The organism is Photobacterium damselae subsp. damselae (assembly GCF_038086725.1).
GTDB classification, from domain to species: domain Bacteria; phylum Pseudomonadota; class Gammaproteobacteria; order Enterobacterales; family Vibrionaceae; genus Photobacterium; species Photobacterium damselae.
In genome coordinates this window covers 2,629,781-2,645,773 of record NZ_CP146970.1, presented here as the reverse complement: position 1 = coordinate 2,645,773, position 15,993 = coordinate 2,629,781, and the positions used below count along the sequence as shown (strand labels likewise).

General features: G+C 42.3%; 16 protein-coding genes. 15 read left to right on the top strand and 1 reads right to left on the bottom strand.

The annotated features are described in order from the left end of the window. Nucleotides 1-25 precede the first annotated feature (25 nt). Entirely contained in the window at nt 26-853 is an 828-nt protein-coding gene (gene map, locus WAX86_RS11930) for a type I methionyl aminopeptidase (RefSeq protein WP_065171687.1), read from the bottom strand. Nucleotides 854-1,177: 324 nt separating this feature from the next. Here map and rpsB point away from each other — a divergent pair, with 324 nt between their 5' ends. From rpsB to rnhB, 15 genes are all read left to right on the top strand, one after another. Then, nucleotides 1,178-1,903, top strand: coding sequence for a 30S ribosomal protein S2 (rpsB, locus tag WAX86_RS11925; protein WP_005297915.1), 726 nt, complete (start codon nt 1,178-1,180; stop codon nt 1,901-1,903). Nucleotides 1,904-2,016: 113 nt separating this feature from the next. After that, a complete protein-coding gene (gene tsf / locus WAX86_RS11920; RefSeq protein ID WP_044174635.1) occupies nt 2,017-2,862 on the top strand; it encodes a translation elongation factor Ts in 846 nt (281 codons plus the stop codon). A gap of 92 nt (nt 2,863-2,954) precedes the next feature. Then, complete coding sequence (gene pyrH / locus WAX86_RS11915) at nt 2,955-3,683, top strand: UMP kinase (protein ID WP_005297918.1); 729 nt, start codon at nt 2,955-2,957, stop codon at nt 3,681-3,683. Nucleotides 3,684-3,742: 59 nt separating this feature from the next. After that, complete coding sequence (gene frr, locus WAX86_RS11910) at nt 3,743-4,300, top strand: ribosome recycling factor (protein ID WP_005297920.1); 558 nt, start codon at nt 3,743-3,745, stop codon at nt 4,298-4,300. An 80-nt stretch (nt 4,301-4,380) separates the two neighbouring features. Continuing rightward, complete coding sequence (locus WAX86_RS11905) at nt 4,381-5,145, top strand: isoprenyl transferase (protein ID WP_065171685.1); 765 nt, start codon at nt 4,381-4,383, stop codon at nt 5,143-5,145. A 105-nt stretch (nt 5,146-5,250) separates the two neighbouring features. Continuing rightward, nucleotides 5,251-6,099, top strand: a complete 849-nt coding sequence (locus tag WAX86_RS11900) for a phosphatidate cytidylyltransferase (protein WP_065171684.1) — start codon at nt 5,251-5,253, stop codon at nt 6,097-6,099. A 62-nt stretch (nt 6,100-6,161) separates the two neighbouring features. After that, complete coding sequence (gene ispC / locus WAX86_RS11895) at nt 6,162-7,358, top strand: 1-deoxy-D-xylulose-5-phosphate reductoisomerase (protein WP_065171683.1); 1,197 nt, start codon at nt 6,162-6,164, stop codon at nt 7,356-7,358. Then, the gene (gene rseP / locus WAX86_RS11890) at nt 7,355-8,710 is read left to right on the top strand and encodes a sigma E protease regulator RseP (protein WP_341489383.1); all 1,356 of its coding nucleotides are present in this window, start codon (nt 7,355-7,357) and stop codon (nt 8,708-8,710) included. The genes ispC and rseP overlap by 4 nt, the downstream gene beginning before the upstream one ends. 36 nt (nt 8,711-8,746) lie before the next feature. Beyond that, nucleotides 8,747-11,170 (top strand): outer membrane protein assembly factor BamA, encoded by a 2,424-nt coding sequence (bamA, locus tag WAX86_RS11885; RefSeq protein WP_065171681.1) that lies wholly within the window; start codon nt 8,747-8,749, stop codon nt 11,168-11,170. Nucleotides 11,171-11,190: 20 nt separating this feature from the next. Continuing rightward, nucleotides 11,191-11,700, top strand: coding sequence for an OmpH family outer membrane protein (locus tag WAX86_RS11880; RefSeq protein WP_044174650.1), 510 nt, complete (start codon nt 11,191-11,193; stop codon nt 11,698-11,700). 104 nt (nt 11,701-11,804) lie between these two features. Continuing rightward, nucleotides 11,805-12,833, top strand: coding sequence for a UDP-3-O-(3-hydroxymyristoyl)glucosamine N-acyltransferase (gene lpxD, locus WAX86_RS11875; RefSeq protein ID WP_068968382.1), 1,029 nt, complete (start codon nt 11,805-11,807; stop codon nt 12,831-12,833). Between the two features lie 99 nt (nt 12,834-12,932). Continuing rightward, nucleotides 12,933-13,388 (top strand): 3-hydroxyacyl-ACP dehydratase FabZ, encoded by a 456-nt coding sequence (gene fabZ / locus WAX86_RS11870; protein WP_036763313.1) that lies wholly within the window; start codon nt 12,933-12,935, stop codon nt 13,386-13,388. After that, complete coding sequence (gene lpxA / locus WAX86_RS11865; RefSeq protein WP_065171680.1) at nt 13,385-14,173, top strand: acyl-ACP--UDP-N-acetylglucosamine O-acyltransferase; 789 nt, start codon at nt 13,385-13,387, stop codon at nt 14,171-14,173. The genes fabZ and lpxA overlap by 4 nt, the downstream gene beginning before the upstream one ends. Further along, nucleotides 14,173-15,315, top strand: a complete 1,143-nt coding sequence (lpxB, locus tag WAX86_RS11860; RefSeq protein WP_044174661.1) for a lipid-A-disaccharide synthase — start codon at nt 14,173-14,175, stop codon at nt 15,313-15,315. Before lpxA ends, lpxB begins: the two co-directional genes overlap by 1 nt. 5 nt (nt 15,316-15,320) lie before the next feature. Continuing rightward, complete coding sequence (gene rnhB / locus WAX86_RS11855) at nt 15,321-15,926, top strand: ribonuclease HII (protein ID WP_341488849.1); 606 nt, start codon at nt 15,321-15,323, stop codon at nt 15,924-15,926. The last annotated feature ends 67 nt before the right edge of the window (nt 15,927-15,993 follow it).

Genomic DNA, 15,993 nt, shown 5'->3' with positions numbered 1-15,993 from the left:
GCCGGCCTTATCATTGTAACTAGAATTAGTTATGCATTAGACGAGGAATGCTTTCATCTGAACGAAGAGTCAGCACTTCACAACCGTCTTTAGTCACAAGTAGAGTATGTTCCCACTGTGCTGATTTTTTGCCATCAACAGTGTAAACAGTCCAACCATCATCATCATCTGTTACACAGCCAAATTTACCAGCATTGATCATTGGCTCAATGGTAAAACACATACCTTCTTTAAGTACGGTACGGTCGTTGTTTTTGTAATGAACAACTTGAGGTTCTTCGTGGAACTCGTCACCAATACCATGACCACAGTAGTCTTTTACGATAGAGAAGCGACTTGTACCATTTTTGATGAATTTTTGGATTGCAGTACCAATATCACCAACTGTAGCACCTGGTTTCACTTTCTTCATACCAATGTATAAGCTTTCTTGAGCAACACGACAAAGACGCTTATCTTCCATTGATACTTCACCCACCTCGAACATACGAGATGTATCACCATGGTAACCATCTTTAATAACAGTTACATCAATATTGATGATATCACCATCTTGTAATACAGCTGGTTTGCTGTATTTGCTACCCATGTTTTCATCAATTTCGCTTGGAATACCATGACATACAATATGGTTGATAGAAGTACAAACAGATTTTGGATAACCATGGTAGTTCAGTGGCGCTGGAATCGCACCTTGTTCCTTGGTGATGTAATCGTGACAAATACGATCCAATTCTTCCGTGGTCACACCGGCTTTAACGTGTGGTTCGATCATTTCCAGCACTTCAGCAGCCAAACGGCCTGCGACGCGCATTTTTTCAATTTCTTCAGCCGTCTTGATCTTAATGCTCATATAATCGTCTCTTAAGCGTTATTTAATGGAATTGCTCCTGCCACTATCTTACCAGTCCAAGCTAGGTTATGGAAAGTAAGATTCGTTCTCATATGCATATTAAGCTGGATTACTGGTAGCAATATATGGTATAAAGCGCGCCGTAATTCGCTAATTTGTCTCTTACCTTTTAAAAGTAGGAACTTATTGGTGAGTTAACTAAACTATTTTTAATCATTCACACATATCGTCACATTCTCCGGGGTGCTCCTTAGCTTTCGCAAAGCTTTAGTGGGGTCGGCTGAATGGGATATGTGGACGCCTAACCCCATAGAGGAATTTATAATGGCAACTGTATCAATGCGCGACATGCTTAAGGCTGGTGTACACTTCGGTCACCAAACTCGTTACTGGAACCCTAAGATGAAGCCATTCATCTTCGGCGCTCGTAACCGTGTACACATCATCAACCTTGAGAAAACTGTACCAATGTTCAACGAAGCGCTAGCTGAAATCAACAAGATTGCAGCTCGCAAAGGTAAAGTTCTTTTCGTTGGTACTAAGCGTGCAGCAAGCGAAGCAGTTAAAGAAGCTGCTATCAACTGTGATCAGTACTACGTGAACAACCGTTGGTTGGGTGGTATGTTGACTAACTACAAAACAGTTCGTCAATCAATCAAGCGTCTAAAAGATCTTGAAACTCAATCTACTGACGGTACTTTTGATAAGCTAACTAAGAAAGAAGCTCTAATGCGTACTCGCGAAATGGAGAAGCTAGAGAAATCTCTTGGTGGTATCAAAAACATGGGTGGCCTACCAGACGCTATCTTCGTAGTTGGTGCAGATTGTGAGCACATCGCAATTAAAGAAGCTAACAACCTAGGTATCCCAGTATTCGCAGTAGTTGATACTAACGCAGATCCTGACGGTGTTGACTTCGTTATCCCAGGTAACGATGACGCGATCCGTGCTATCCAGCTATACACTGGTGCAGTAGCACAAGCTGTTAACGAAGGTCGTAACCAAGACATCGTTGCTCAAGCTGAAGACGGTTTCGTAGAAGCTGAATAATAGCCAGCTCCATTTGAGCATCTTAAGTTACCTTGTGTAAACTAAGAATGGTTACCAGGGGCCGCTAATGGCCCCTGATTTTTAATAAAAGAATTCAATCTGAGGATATGACAATGGCAACAGTTACAGCTGCCCTAGTTAAAGAACTGCGTGAACGTACTGGCGCAGGCATGATGGAATGTAAAAAAGCGCTAGTTGAAGCTAACGCTGACATCGAGCTAGCAATCGAAAACATGCGTAAGAGCGGTGCTGCTAAAGCTGCTAAGAAAGCAGGTAACGTAGCTGCTGAAGGCATCATCATCATCAAAGAAGGTGAAGGTGTAGCTGCACTTGTAGAAGTGAACTGCCAAACTGACTTCGTTGCTAAAGATGGCAACTTCCTTGGTTTTGCAAACGAAGTAGCTGAAGCTGCACTAGCTGAGCAAATTTCTGTTGAAGAACTACAAGCTAAGTTCGAAGAAGCTCGCGTAGCTCTTGTTGCTAAGATCGGTGAAAACGTTTCTATCCGTCGCGTTGAGTACATCAAAGGCGAAAACATCGCAACTTACAGCCACGGCGCACGTATCGGTGTTGTTGTTGCTGGTAACGGTGATGCAGAAACTCTTAAGCACATCGCAATGCACGTTGCTGCATCTCGCCCAGAGTACGTAACTCCTGAAGATGTACCAGCTGAAGTTGTTGCTAAAGAGCGTGAAGTTCAAGTAGAAATCGCAATGAACGAAGGCAAGCCACAAGCTATCGCTGAGAAGATGGTTGAAGGCCGCATGAAGAAGTTCACTGGCGAAGTTTCTCTAACTGGTCAAGCTTTCATCATGGAACCTAAGAAAACTGTAGGTGAAGTGCTTAAAGAAGCTGGCGCTACTGTTTCTGGTTTCGTTCGCCTAGAAGTTGGTGAAGGTATCGAGAAACAAGAAGGCCTAAGCTTCGCTGAAGAAGTTGCACTAGCTCAGAAAGGTTAATTCCTGAGTGAATTGCTGATAGAAGACCGTGGCCATGGCTACGGTCTTTTTACAACTCCATATCTCTTAAGTAACCCTGGAAGGTAAAATTTATGACCACAAACCCAAAACCAGCTTACCAACGTATTCTTTTAAAGCTAAGCGGTGAAGCACTACAAGGTGCAGAAGGCTTTGGTATCGATGCGAATGTACTTGATCGTATGGCGCAAGAAATTAAAGAGCTTGTTGAGCTAGGTGTTCAAGTCGGTCTTGTTATTGGTGGTGGTAACCTATTCCGTGGCGCAGGCCTTGCAGAAGCAGGTATGAACCGAGTTGTGGGCGACCACATGGGTATGCTAGCAACTGTGATGAACGGCTTAGCTATGCGTGATTCACTACACCGTGCCTATGTGAACGCTCGAGTGATGTCTGCAATTCCTTTAAATGGTGTGTGTGACAACTATAACTGGGCTGATGCAATTAGCCAGCTTCGTCAAGGTCGCGTGGTGATCTTCTCGGCAGGTACAGGCAATCCATTCTTTACAACCGATTCTGCGGCGTGTTTACGTGGTATTGAAATCGAAGCCGATGTAGTATTAAAAGCGACAAAAGTTGATGGTGTATTTACAGCCGATCCGGTTAAGAACCCAGAAGCAACGCTATATACTCAGCTAAGCTATCAAGATGTTCTTGAAAAAGAACTGAAAGTAATGGATCTTGCTGCATTTACTCTTGCTCGTGACCATGGCATGCCAATTCGTGTATTTAACATGAACAAGCCAGGTGCTCTTCGCCGCGTGGTGATGGGTGAGCAAGAAGGCACACTAATTTCAAACGACTAATTCAAGCTAGCATGTTGGATGACATGCTATTGTTGACCGAATGATCAAGGGTATTAATCGTGATTAATGAAATCAAACAAGACGCTAAAACGCGTATGGAAAAAAGCGTTGATGCGCTTAAGAGCCAACTAGCTAAAGTTCGTACTGGTCGTGCGCACCCAAGCCTATTGGATACTATCTACGTTGAGTACTACGGTGCAAACACTCCGTTGAATCAAGTAGCTAACGTAGTTGCTGAAGATTCTCGTACTCTTGCTATTACTGTATTTGACCGTGAGCTTGCTCCTAAAGTAGAAAAAGCAATCATGATGTCAGACCTTGGTTTAAACCCAATGTCTGCAGGTACAGTAATTCGCGTTCCATTGCCAGCACTAACAGAAGAGCGTCGTCGTGATCTTGTTAAGATCGTTCGCGCAGAAGCTGAGCAAGGTCGTGTAGCTGTACGTAATATTCGTCGTGATGCTAACGCGAATGTTAAAGCTCTACTAAAAGACAAAGAAATCTCAGAAGATGATGATCGTCGTGCACAAGACGAAATTCAGAAACTGACAGATGACGCTATCAAGTCAATTGAAGCAGTTCTAGAAGTTAAAGAAAAAGAGTTAATGGAAGTATAATCCATTCTATTAGCGCTTTAGCTTTTTGAAATTTGAAGCGCTGTGCGTGCAGTACAGCGCTTTTTTTTTGAGGGAGAAATATGGCAGAGCAAATGATCGAAACTGGACTTTGTGCAGACAGTTTGCCTAAGCATATTGCCATAATAATGGATGGTAACGGCCGTTGGGCTCAAGCCAAGGGTAAAGCTCGAGTATTTGGCCACAAGGCGGGAGTCGAAGCGGTTCGTAAAGCCGTTTCTACTGCAAATCGTCTTGGTATTAAGGCTGTAACCTTATTTGCATTTAGTAGCGAAAATTGGCGTCGACCAGAAGATGAAGTTTCTCTATTGATGGAACTCTTTATCACTGTACTTGGTCGCGAAGTTAAACGTCTGCACAAAAATAACATTAAGTTAAAGATTCTTGGTGATAAAAGCCGTTTTAGTCAGCGCCTTCAAGATAAAATAGCTTCCGCAGAAGCTCTTACTGAAAATAATACTGGAATGGTATTAAATGTCGCTGCAAACTATGGCGGTCAGTGGGATATTCTCCAAGCGACTAAAAAGGCGATGCAGAAATTAATAGAGCAAGGATTAGATCCTGACTCTATGACTGAAGATATGATTTCTGCGGAACTATCAACAGCAGGGGAGCCTGATGTTGATTTACTTATTCGTACCAGTGGCGAATGCCGAATCAGTAATTTCATGCTCTGGCAGACGGCTTATGCCGAGCTGTATTTTACCGAGCAACACTGGCCTGATTTTGATGAACAAAGTTTGACTGATGCTATTGCTTGGTTTGTTACACGTGAACGCCGTTTTGGTTGTACAGGTGAACAAATTAAAGCATTAATGCAAAAATAATATAAATAGAAGCCAATGTGGCGAATCTGCTGCATTGGCATTATTGTTTAGGTCATATGAGAAATATATCTAAACAATAATGTTTGATATACGAGAGGAAGCAGCTTGTTAAAGCAAAGAATCATTACCGCATTGATCCTCGCACCTTTAGTTATTGCTGGAATTTTTTTCTTACCGTTCTCAGCATTTATGATTGCGATTGCGGCAATTAGCCTAATAGGTTTTTGGGAGTGGACTCAATTTGTTGAGGCCAAGTCACGTATTCAGGCGATGATTGTTCCAGTTGTTGCACTTGGATTGAGCATGTTAGCCTTGCCAATAAATTATCAATCGATGGCAACGTTAAGTGCATCTCATCATGGAATGTTACTTATTGGTGGGATCTGGTGGTTGGTTGCGTCGATATTAGCGCTAACATATCCATCTAGCACATCACTTTGGTCGAAGACCCCCCCTTTAAAACACCTTTTTGGCTTATTGACCTTAATTCCATTTTTTTGGAGTATTTTACTGCTTCGAGCGGTGAACTATGAAGTCGATTCAACCCATGGGGCGAAATTAGTTCTACTTGTGTGTTTGATTGTATGGGCAGCAGATACTGGTGCTTACTTTAGCGGAAAGCGTTTTGGTAAACATAAAATGGCTCCCGCTGTTAGCCCGAATAAAACTTTAGAAGGTTTAGCTGGTGGCGTAATTTTAGCCGTATTTGTTGCATGGGGAGGCGCTCATATTATGAGTATTCCATTCCATTCTGTTGCTAGCTTGCTGACCATTGCGGTAATTACAGTGATTTCATCTGTTTTGGGTGACCTTGTTGAGAGCATGTTCAAACGTGTTTCTGGCATTAAAGATAGTGGTAATATTCTTCCTGGTCACGGCGGAATATTAGATCGTATCGATAGCCTAACCGCAGCCTTCCCTGTTTTTGCTTTACTCTACTTATGGTGGATGTAAGCTCTCTTCTTTTTTTAAGGGCGGCCATATTGGCGGCCCTTTTAGTTAAATAAAGTGATTTTATGCGTAAGTTGACGATTCTTGGAGCAACTGGCTCAATCGGTAGCAGTACCTTAGCTGTAGTTGCAAAAAATCCTGAACAATTTGAAGTTACAGCGCTTGCTGCAGGTTCCAATGTAGAAAAAATGTTGGAATTGTGTTGTTATTGGAAGCCAAAGTTTGCGGCAATGGCATCAGAGACAGCCGCAAATGAACTGACTGAAAAATTAATTGAGCAAGGACTCACGACAAAGGTATTATCTGGTGAAAAAGGATTGTGCCAAGTTGCTGAATTAGAAGAAGTTGATACTGTAATGGCTGCAATTGTTGGTGCTGCTGGTTTAGTTCCAACGATGGCTGCGGTTAAAAAGGGTAAGCGCATTTTACTGGCCAATAAAGAAGCTTTGGTAATGACAGGGCAAATCTTTATTGATGCTTGTGAGCAATATGGTGCAGAATTACTGCCGGTTGATAGTGAACATAATGCTATCTTTCAGTCTTTACCGGTAGATATTCAGGTTCGTATGGGCCGTTGTGATTTAGCAAAGCACGGAGTAAGTAAAGTATTACTGACCGGTTCTGGTGGTCCATTCCGCTATACGGACATTGCAGAACTTGAAACCGTAACGCCTGAGATGGCAATTGCTCACCCTAATTGGTCTATGGGGCCAAAGATCTCAGTCGACTCAGCAACTATGATGAATAAGGGTCTTGAGTATATTGAAGCTCGATGGCTGTTTAATGCTAGCCGCGAAGAGATGGAAGTGATCATTCATCCTCAATCTGTTATTCACTCTATGGTGCAATATAAAGATGGCTCTGTGATTGCTCAGATGGGTATGCCTGATATGTGCACGCCGATTGCTTGTGCGATGGCTTATCCTAATCGTGTTGATGCTGGTGTTGCACCTCTTGATTTTAGTCAGATAGGTGAGTTTACATTCTTGAAGCCTGATTATGATCGTTATCCTTGTTTGAAACTGGCAATGGATGCGTGTTATCAGGGGCAGGCTGCTACAACCGCGTTAAATGCTGCAAATGAAATTGCCGTAGGGGCATTTTTAGATAACGAAATTGGTTTTACCGACATTGCTCGAATTAATGCTGCTGTATTAGCGGTAGCGAGCAAGGAAGAGCCTAAGGATATTGATGATGTGCTTGAATTGGATCGTCAAGCACGTCAGTTAGCTCTGGATGAAATTAAAAAGGTATTAGCATAATGGGATTTTTGTGGAATCTAGGGGCATTCTTATTGGCTCTTGGCATTCTTATTGCCGTGCATGAGTTTGGTCATTTTTGGGTTGCTCGTCGCTGTGGTGTTTATGTCGAACGTTTTTCTATTGGTTTTGGCAAAGCAATTTGGCAACGAAAAGGGAAAGATGGCACCGAATATACTCTTGCAATGATTCCACTGGGTGGATACGTTAAAATGCTCGATGAGCGCGTTGAAGCCGTTCCCGAGCACCAGCGTCATATGGCGTTTAATAACAAAAAGCTATGGCAACGTAGCGCGATTGTTGCCGCTGGTCCTTTTGCAAACTTTGTCTTTGCCGTTTTTGCTTACTGGGTGGTGTACCTTATTGGTGTTCCCGCGGTTAAGCCTGTCATCGGTGAAGTAGCGCCACAATCTATTGCTGCACAGGGCGGAATTGCGCCTGGAATGGAACTAAAATCTATTTCAGGAATCGAAACCCCTGATTGGGAATCTGTTAATATGGCGATGATATCTCATATTGGCGATAAGCAAATGGCAGTGACGCTCACAGAGCCTCACTCCAATATTGATGTAAAGCGTACGCTTAATTTGACTGATTGGTCTTATGATCCTGAGCGTGAAAATGTTTTAACGACTTTGGGTTTAACGCCATATACGCCAGCAATAACGCTAGTTATCTCACAACTTGTAGATAATGGCGCTGCAATTAATGCAGGATTCCAGTTAAATGATAAAATTATTGCGGTCGATGGAGAGCCAATTAAACAGTGGCAAACTTTTGCAGATCTTGTAAGAGAAAATCCAGGTAAGACGCTAAATGTTGAAGTGTTAAGAGATAATGCACCTTTAACCTTAGCGCTAACACCAGCAGTAAAAGATTTAAAAGATGGTTCAAAAGTAGGTTATGTCGGTATCGCGCCAAAAGTTGATGCTTGGCCTGAAGATTACCGAATTAACTTACAATTTGGACCTATCGAATCTGTGGCTAAGGCGACAGAGAAAACATGGCAATTGGTGACACTCACCTTTGACATGGTAACTAAGTTAGTGACGGGTGATGTAGCAATTAAGAACCTAAGTGGTCCTATTTCAATTGCAAAAGGTGCTGGTATGACCGCCGATTTTGGTTTGGTTTATTTCCTTGGCTTTTTAGCATTGATCAGTGTGAACTTAGGTATTGTAAACTTATTGCCGCTGCCAGTGCTTGATGGTGGACATTTGATGTTTTTTGCCATTGAAGCGGTAACTCGTCGTCCTGTATCAGAAAAGATTCAGGACATAGGCTATAGAGTGGGATCAGCCATTTTGGTTGCGTTAATGGCCATTGCGCTATTCAATGATTTTACCCGCCTTTAATAAATGCATTTTTAGCAAGGAATAATCAGAACAGTAATGGCGATGAAAAAACTGTTGGTTGCATCCCTACTTTTAGGTAGTAGCGTTGCGCATAGTGCGGAACAAAATTTTGTTGTCGATGATATTCGCTTTGAAGGCCTTCAGCGTGTCACATTAGGTGCTGCATTGTTAAAAATGCCGGTACGTGTGGGTGACACGGTTGATAGCCAAGACGTATCATCGCTTATCCGATCTTTATATGCTTCTGGTAACTTTGAAGATGTTCAAGTTTACCGTGATGGCAATACACTTATTATTCAAGTGCATGAGCGTCCTACTATCGCAAGTATTACTTTTGCAGGTAATAAGGCGATCAAAGAAGATCAGCTTAAAGAGAATCTAAACTCGGCAGACTTACGTGTTGGTGAAGCGTTAGACCGCACAACACTGAGTAAAATCGAGAAGGGGTTAGAGGACTTCTACTATAGCGTTGGTAAGTACAATGCAACAGTAGAAGCCGTTGTGACGCCTCTGCCTCGTAATCGTGTTGATCTTAAATTTGTCTTTACCGAAGGTGTATCAGCGAAAATTAAGCAGATTAACATCTTAGGTAACCATGTATTTAGTGATGCTGATATTCGTAGTAAGTTTAATCTTAAAGCGAATGTGCCATGGTGGAACTTCATGGCTAATGAAAAGTATCAGAAACAAGTACTGGCTGGTGACCTTGAAGCTCTGCGTACTATGTATCTAAATGATGGTTATTTAAAGTATCGTTTAGACTCAACGCAAGTATCGATTTCACCTGATAAAAAAGGCGTATACATCACATTGAAGGTTCACGAAGGTGAGCAATACAAAGTGAAAAGCGTTCAGTTCCGTGGTGATACGGTAAACAGTCAGGCAGAGCTTGATAAACTGGTCGACTTTAAAGCGGGTGATGTTTATAACGGCGCGAAAGTAACGGCACTTGAAGAAGCGGTAAAACGTAAACTGGGTGAAGCTGGTTACGCGTATCCTCAAGTTCAAACTATCCCTGAATTTGATGATGCAACCAAAGAAGTTTCTTTAGTAGTTAACATCGATCCTGGTAAACGTGTTTATGTACGTAAGATCGAGTTTGCTGGTAACGCATCGACAAAAGATGAAGTACTGCGTCGTGAAATGCGTCAGATGGAAGGTACTTGGCTTAATGCGAAGAACATTGAAACCGGTAAACAACGTCTAAATCGTACGGGTTTCTTTGAAAATGTTGATGTAGAAACAGTACGAGTACCTGGTTCTGACGATCAGGTTGATGTTCGCTATAAAGTTAAAGAAGCGAATGCGGGTAGCGTGAACTTTGGTGTTGGTTACGGTACCGAATCAGGTATTAGTTTCCAAGCTGGTTTAACCCAAGATAACTTCTTAGGTACTGGTAACCGTTTTGGTATTAATGCCATGATGAACGATTACCAGAAGAACATAAGTCTTGAATATAAAGACCCGTACTTCACCATTGATGGCATCAGCTTAGGTGGTAAGGTTTATTACAACGAGTTTGAAGCATCGAATGCGAACATCTCTGACTATACCAACCAGAGTTATGGTACAAGCCTAACGTGGGGTTTCCCATTTAATGAGCTGAACTTCTTTGATTTTGGTCTAGGCTATGACCATAACAAGATCTCCAATACTCAAGAGTATTATCAGATCGAGAAGTTTAAGCAAGCTCATGGCTTTGACCGTGATGACGGTTCGATTGTACTGGATGATTTTTACTGGTCAGCATCTTGGACTCGTAATAATCTAAACCGTGGCTACTTCCCAACATCAGGTAACTACCAGCGTGCGTCACTTCGTATGACCATTCCTGGTTCTGATGCTCAGTACTACAAAGCTCAATACGATGTTCGCCAGTATATTCCATTAACTCAATCGCAAGATTTCAGTTTATTACTGCGTGGCCGTCTAGGTTACGGTAACGGTTATGGTAAGACAGATAACGGCAGTGATCAGTTATTACCATTTTATGAGAACTTCTATGCAGGTGGCTTCTCTACCTTACGTGGTTTCCGTTCTAATACCGTAGGTCCGAAAGCTGTTTATGTTGGCGGTTGTCCTGCTGGTGGCGGTATCAGTGGTAATAATGATTGTTATACTGGTACTGATGATGCAGCCGGTGGTAACGCCCAGGCTCTAGCAAGTATGGAGCTGATTGTTCCAACACCATTTGTATCAGAAGAGTTCCGCAACCAGATCCGCACAAGTATCTTTGTTGATGCAGGTACGGTTTGGGATACTGAATACGATCTGAAAGATTCAAGTGGTAAGTACCTATATGATTACTCTGATCCAGGTATGATCCGTGCGTCATATGGTGCAGCGCTACAGTGGATGTCTCCAATGGGTCCACTTGTATTCTCGTTGGCTAAGCCAATTAAGAAATATGATGGGGATGATGAAGAACTATTCACATTCACCATTGGTCAAACATTCTAAGAAATTTAAGGAGATATCTTTTGAAACAGTGGGTTAAAGCAGCAGGTCTAAGCCTAGTAATTCTTTCTTCATCTATGTATGCCAATGCAGCGGAAGCTGCACAAAAGATTGGCTATGTAGCAACTGGTCAGGCTATGGCTCAGCTAGCTAAACGCTACAATGTACAAGATAAGCTTCGTAAAGAGTTCAGCGGTCGTGTAAACGAGCTTCGTTCTCTTGAGAAAAAAATGAAAGCTAAGATCGACAAGCTAAAGCGTGATGGTGCAGTAATGAGCGATAGCGATCGTACTAAACTACAGCGTGAACTAGCTTCTCTTGAATCTGATTACAAGCTAAAAGCACAAGCTCTAGCAGAAGATCAACGTCGTCGTGGTCAAGAAGAAGAGCAAAAACTTGTTATGAAGATCCGTACAGCGATCGATTCTGTAGCGAAGAAAGAAGGTTACAACTTAGTTCTTGATGCAAATGCGGTACTATTTGCAAGCAAGAAAGATGACCTTTCTCAGAAAGTTATCTCAGCAGTTAAATAATCTAAACTGCTATTATCAAATAGGCTGTATCGTTTACAATACAGCCTAATGATCATCACAGCCACCTAGTGTGGCTGTAGTTGCATAAAGATATAAGGTTAACAATGGCTGTAATCACACTGGCTGAACTAGCAGAAAAATTAGGTGCAGAACTACAAGGAGACGGTTCTGTAAAGGTTTCCTCAATTGCTAATATGGAAAAAGCGGCATCAGGCCAATTAACTTTTCTATCAAATAGCAAATACCGTAAGCACTTAGCAGACTGCCAAGCTTCTGTTGTGATTTTACGTGCTGGCGATGCTGAGTATTTCGCTGGTAATAAGCTGATTGTCAACGACCCTTATTTAGCTTACGCCTTAACTGCGCAAGAGCTAGATACAACACCTGCCGCTGCGACTGAAATTGCAGCCACTGCACAAATTGCTACCGATGTAACACTAGGCCAAGGTGTCTGTATTGGTCATAATGCGGTTATTGAATCGGGTGTCGTGTTGGGCGATAACGTACAAATTGGCGCTGGCTGTTTTATTGGTAAAAATGCCCAAATTGGTGCAAACACAAAATTGTGGGCTAATGTCACCATTTATCATGAAGTCGTATTAGGTGAGCAGTGTTTAGTTCAATCTAACACCGTGATTGGTGCTGATGGTTTTGGTTATGCTAACGACAAAGGTGAGTGGGTTAAGATCCCGCAGCTAGGTACCGTACGTATTGGTAACCGTGTTGAAATTGGTTCTTGTACAACGATCGACCGTGGTGCATTGGATGACACGATTATTGAAGATAACGTGATTATTGATAACCAAATGCAAATCGCGCATAACGTGCAGATCGGATATGGTACAGCAATGGCTGGTGGTACTATTGTCGCTGGCAGTACGAAAATTGGTAAGTATTGTATTATTGGTGGTGCGTCCGTTCTTAATGGTCATATCGAAATTGCTGATGGTGTTACTATCACAGGAATGGGTATGGTTATGCGCAGCATCGAAGAGAAAGGTATGTATTCTTCGGGCATTCCATTGCAGCCAAATAAAGAGTGGCGTAAGACGGCAACCCGTGTTCATCGAATTGATGAGATGAATAAGCGCCTTAAAGCAGTCGAGAAAAAACTCGAAGAACCAAGCAAGTAAGTTTATTGCTGAAATAAGAAAACTGGCCTACCTTAGTGTAGGTCGTTTTGTCTTTTAACTGAACGCTATTTTTTAACTATATCAAACAGGAATTCAGTTTTGACTAGTGAAAATAAAACACTGAATATCACAGAAATTCAACAACTTCTTCCACACCGTTACCCATTTTTGATGATCGATCGCGTGGTAAATTACGAAGAAGGTAAAACTTTAACTGCGATCAAAAATGTGTCAATCAATGAACCTCAGTTCACTGGTCACTTTCCTAACATGCCTGTTTTCCCTGGTGTTCTTATTCTAGAAGCAATGGCTCAAGCAACTGGCTTACTAGCATTTAAAACCTTTGGTGCACCAAAAGAAAACGAATTGTACTACTTTGCAAGTATCGATAACGCAAAATTCCGTAAGCCTGTAATGCCAGGTGATCAGCTAGTTTTAGAAGTTGAATTTCTAAAAGAGCGTCGCGGTATTGCGATGTTTAATGGCGTTGCTAAAGTTGATGGCGATGTTGTTTGTTCTGCTGAACTGAAATGTGCAAGACGAGAGTTCTCATGATCCACGAAACCGCAAATATCCACCCAACAGCCGTTATTGAAGATGGTGTTAAGATTGGTGCGAATGTAACGGTTGGCCCTTTCACTTATATTGCAACAAATGTTGAGATCGGTGATGGCACCGAAGTTATGTCACATGTTGTAATTAAAGGCCCAACAGTAATTGGTAAAGATAACCGTATCTTCCCATTTGCTATTGTTGGTGAAGAGTGCCAAGACAAGAAATATCAAGGTGAACAGACGCGCCTTGAAATCGGTGATCGCAACGTTATTCGTGAAAGCGTTCAGATCCACCGTGGTACGACACAAGATAAAGGCGTAACCGTTATTGGTGACGACAACCTATTGTGTGTTGGTGCTCATATTGCACACGATGTGGTTGTTGGTAACAATACTCACATTGGTAACAACTCTATTTTAGGTGGCCATGTTACTGTTGATGACTATGCTGGTGTTATGGCGTTATCAGCAGTGCACCCATTTTGTCGAGTGGGCGCATACAGTTATATTGGTGGTTGTTCTGCTGTTGTGCAAGATGTTCCACCTTATGTCCTTGCTCAAGGTAACCATGCGTCACCATTTGGTCTGAACTTAGTTGGCCTACAGCGTAATGGTTTTGAGAAAAAAGAGCTGCATGCTCTACGTCGTGCCTATAAAGAAATTTATCGTTCAGGTAAAACGTTGGCTGAAGTGAAGCCAGTGCTAGAAGAGATGGCGCAAGAGTGGCCATCAGTGTCTCGTTTTATCGAAATTTTAGATAACTCAAGTCGCGGTATTATTCGCTAATGACGAAACCACTTCGTATAGGAATTGTCGCCGGGGAAATCTCCGGCGATATTTTAGGTGCTGGATTTATTGAAGCCATTAAAGCTCAATATCCAGATGCTGAATTTGTTGGTGTTGCAGGGCCTCGAATGCAGGCTGCTGGCTGTCAGGCTCTTTTTGATATGGAAGAGTTGGCAGTAATGGGTATTGTTGAAGTTTTAGGTCGCTTGCCTCGTCTGTTTAAAATTAAGGCGGAGTTAGTTCGCTATTTTACAGACAACCCACCAGATGTGTTTGTCGGTATTGATGCTCCTGATTTCAATTTACGCCTTGAACGCGATCTTAAAGATCACGGTATTAAAACTGTTCATTACGTTAGTCCATCTGTTTGGGCTTGGCGACAGAAACGTATTTTTAAAATAGAGAAAGCGACAAATTTAGTGTTGGCTTTTCTGCCATTTGAAAAAGCGTTTTACGATAAATTTAATGTTCCGTGTGAATTTATTGGCCATACCATGGCTGATGCAATTCCTCTTGAAACCGATAAATTAGCTGCACGTCAATTACTCAATCTTGATCCTAATCAGCGCTATCTCGCAGTATTACCCGGTAGCCGAGGTGGAGAAATGGAGCTCATTGCTCCGCCATTTATTGAGACTTGTCGCTTGTTGAAACAGCAACATCCTGATTTGGGATTTGTGGTTGCCTTGGTGAATCAAAAGCGCCGAGAACAGTTTGAACAAGCGTGGCAAAGCATTGCTCCAGAGCTTGATTTTGTGTTAGTGGATGACACTGCGCGAAATGTTATGATTGCCTCTGATGCGGTACTGCTTGCTTCGGGTACAGTTGCATTAGAGTGCATGCTAGTTAAGCGCCCAATGGTAGTGGGATACAAAGTGAAACCGTTAACCGCTTGGCTTGCGAAACGAATGCTTAAGACCAAGTATGTTTCATTGCCAAATATTTTAGCGGATAAAGAGCTGGTTCCTGAATTACTGCAAGAAGAGTGTGAACCGGCCAAATTGGCTGAACAAGTAAATCGCTTTTTAGCTCAAGATAATTCAGACCTGATTGCAGAATTTAACCAAATGCATCAGTGGATTCGTTGTGATGCGGATAAACAAGCAGCACAAGCGGTGCTTAAATTAATAGACAAAGCGTAATCGTAATGACAAAAGAACTAGAGCCATTTGTATATCCAACAGCGAACTTGATTGCTGGCGTAGACGAAGTGGGTCGAGGGCCCTTAGTTGGCGCAGTAGTTACCGCCGCTGTGATTTTAGATCCCAATAACCCAATTGAAGGGTTAACAGATTCTAAAAAATTATCAGAAAAAAAACGTAACGCACTGTTTGATGAAATCAAAGAAAAAGCGTTGGCATGGTCGTTAGGTCGCTGTGAAGCTGATGAAATTGATGAGCTCAATATTTTACAAGCGACAATGGTGGCTATGCAGCGTGCTGTCGCTGGATTGAATATTGCTCCTGATTTTGTGTTGATTGATGGTAATAAGACTCCTGAATTACCTATGCCAGCACAGGCTGTAGTGAAAGGGGATTTGCGAGTTGCTGAGATCAGTGCCGCTTCTATTTTAGCCAAAGTAACACGAGATCGTGAAATGGATGAGTTGGATGCTCAATATCCTCAATTTGGTTTTGCCAAACATAAAGGATACCCAACTAAGGCGCACTTTGCTGCCCTAGAAGAGCATGGCGTTATCGAACAGCATCGCAAAAGCTTTAAGCCTGTTAAGCGTATTTTAGGTCTCGATTAAACACTCCTTGCCGCAAGATACGGCATCCTTGCGGCTATTTCTTCTTATACCATCCATAGATTACGCA

What these genes read in the sequence shown, in the direction of transcription:
- map (WP_065171687.1), bottom strand. Translation starts at nt 853, where the DNA reads ATGAGCATTAAGATCAAGACGGCTGAAGAAATTGAAAAAATGCGCGTC.
- rpsB (WP_005297915.1), top strand. Translation starts at nt 1,178, where the DNA reads ATGGCAACTGTATCAATGCGCGACATGCTTAAGGCTGGTGTACACTTC.
- tsf (WP_044174635.1), top strand. Translation starts at nt 2,017, where the DNA reads ATGGCAACAGTTACAGCTGCCCTAGTTAAAGAACTGCGTGAACGTACT.
- pyrH (WP_005297918.1), top strand. Translation starts at nt 2,955, where the DNA reads ATGACCACAAACCCAAAACCAGCTTACCAACGTATTCTTTTAAAGCTA.
- WAX86_RS11905 (WP_065171685.1), top strand. Translation starts at nt 4,381, where the DNA reads ATGGCAGAGCAAATGATCGAAACTGGACTTTGTGCAGACAGTTTGCCT.
- ispC (WP_065171683.1), top strand. Translation starts at nt 6,162, where the DNA reads ATGCGTAAGTTGACGATTCTTGGAGCAACTGGCTCAATCGGTAGCAGT.
- bamA (WP_065171681.1), top strand. Translation starts at nt 8,747, where the DNA reads ATGGCGATGAAAAAACTGTTGGTTGCATCCCTACTTTTAGGTAGTAGC.
- lpxD (WP_068968382.1), top strand. Translation starts at nt 11,805, where the DNA reads ATGGCTGTAATCACACTGGCTGAACTAGCAGAAAAATTAGGTGCAGAA.
- lpxA (WP_065171680.1), top strand. Translation starts at nt 13,385, where the DNA reads ATGATCCACGAAACCGCAAATATCCACCCAACAGCCGTTATTGAAGAT.
- lpxB (WP_044174661.1), top strand. Translation starts at nt 14,173, where the DNA reads ATGACGAAACCACTTCGTATAGGAATTGTCGCCGGGGAAATCTCCGGC.
- rnhB (WP_341488849.1), top strand. Translation starts at nt 15,321, where the DNA reads ATGACAAAAGAACTAGAGCCATTTGTATATCCAACAGCGAACTTGATT.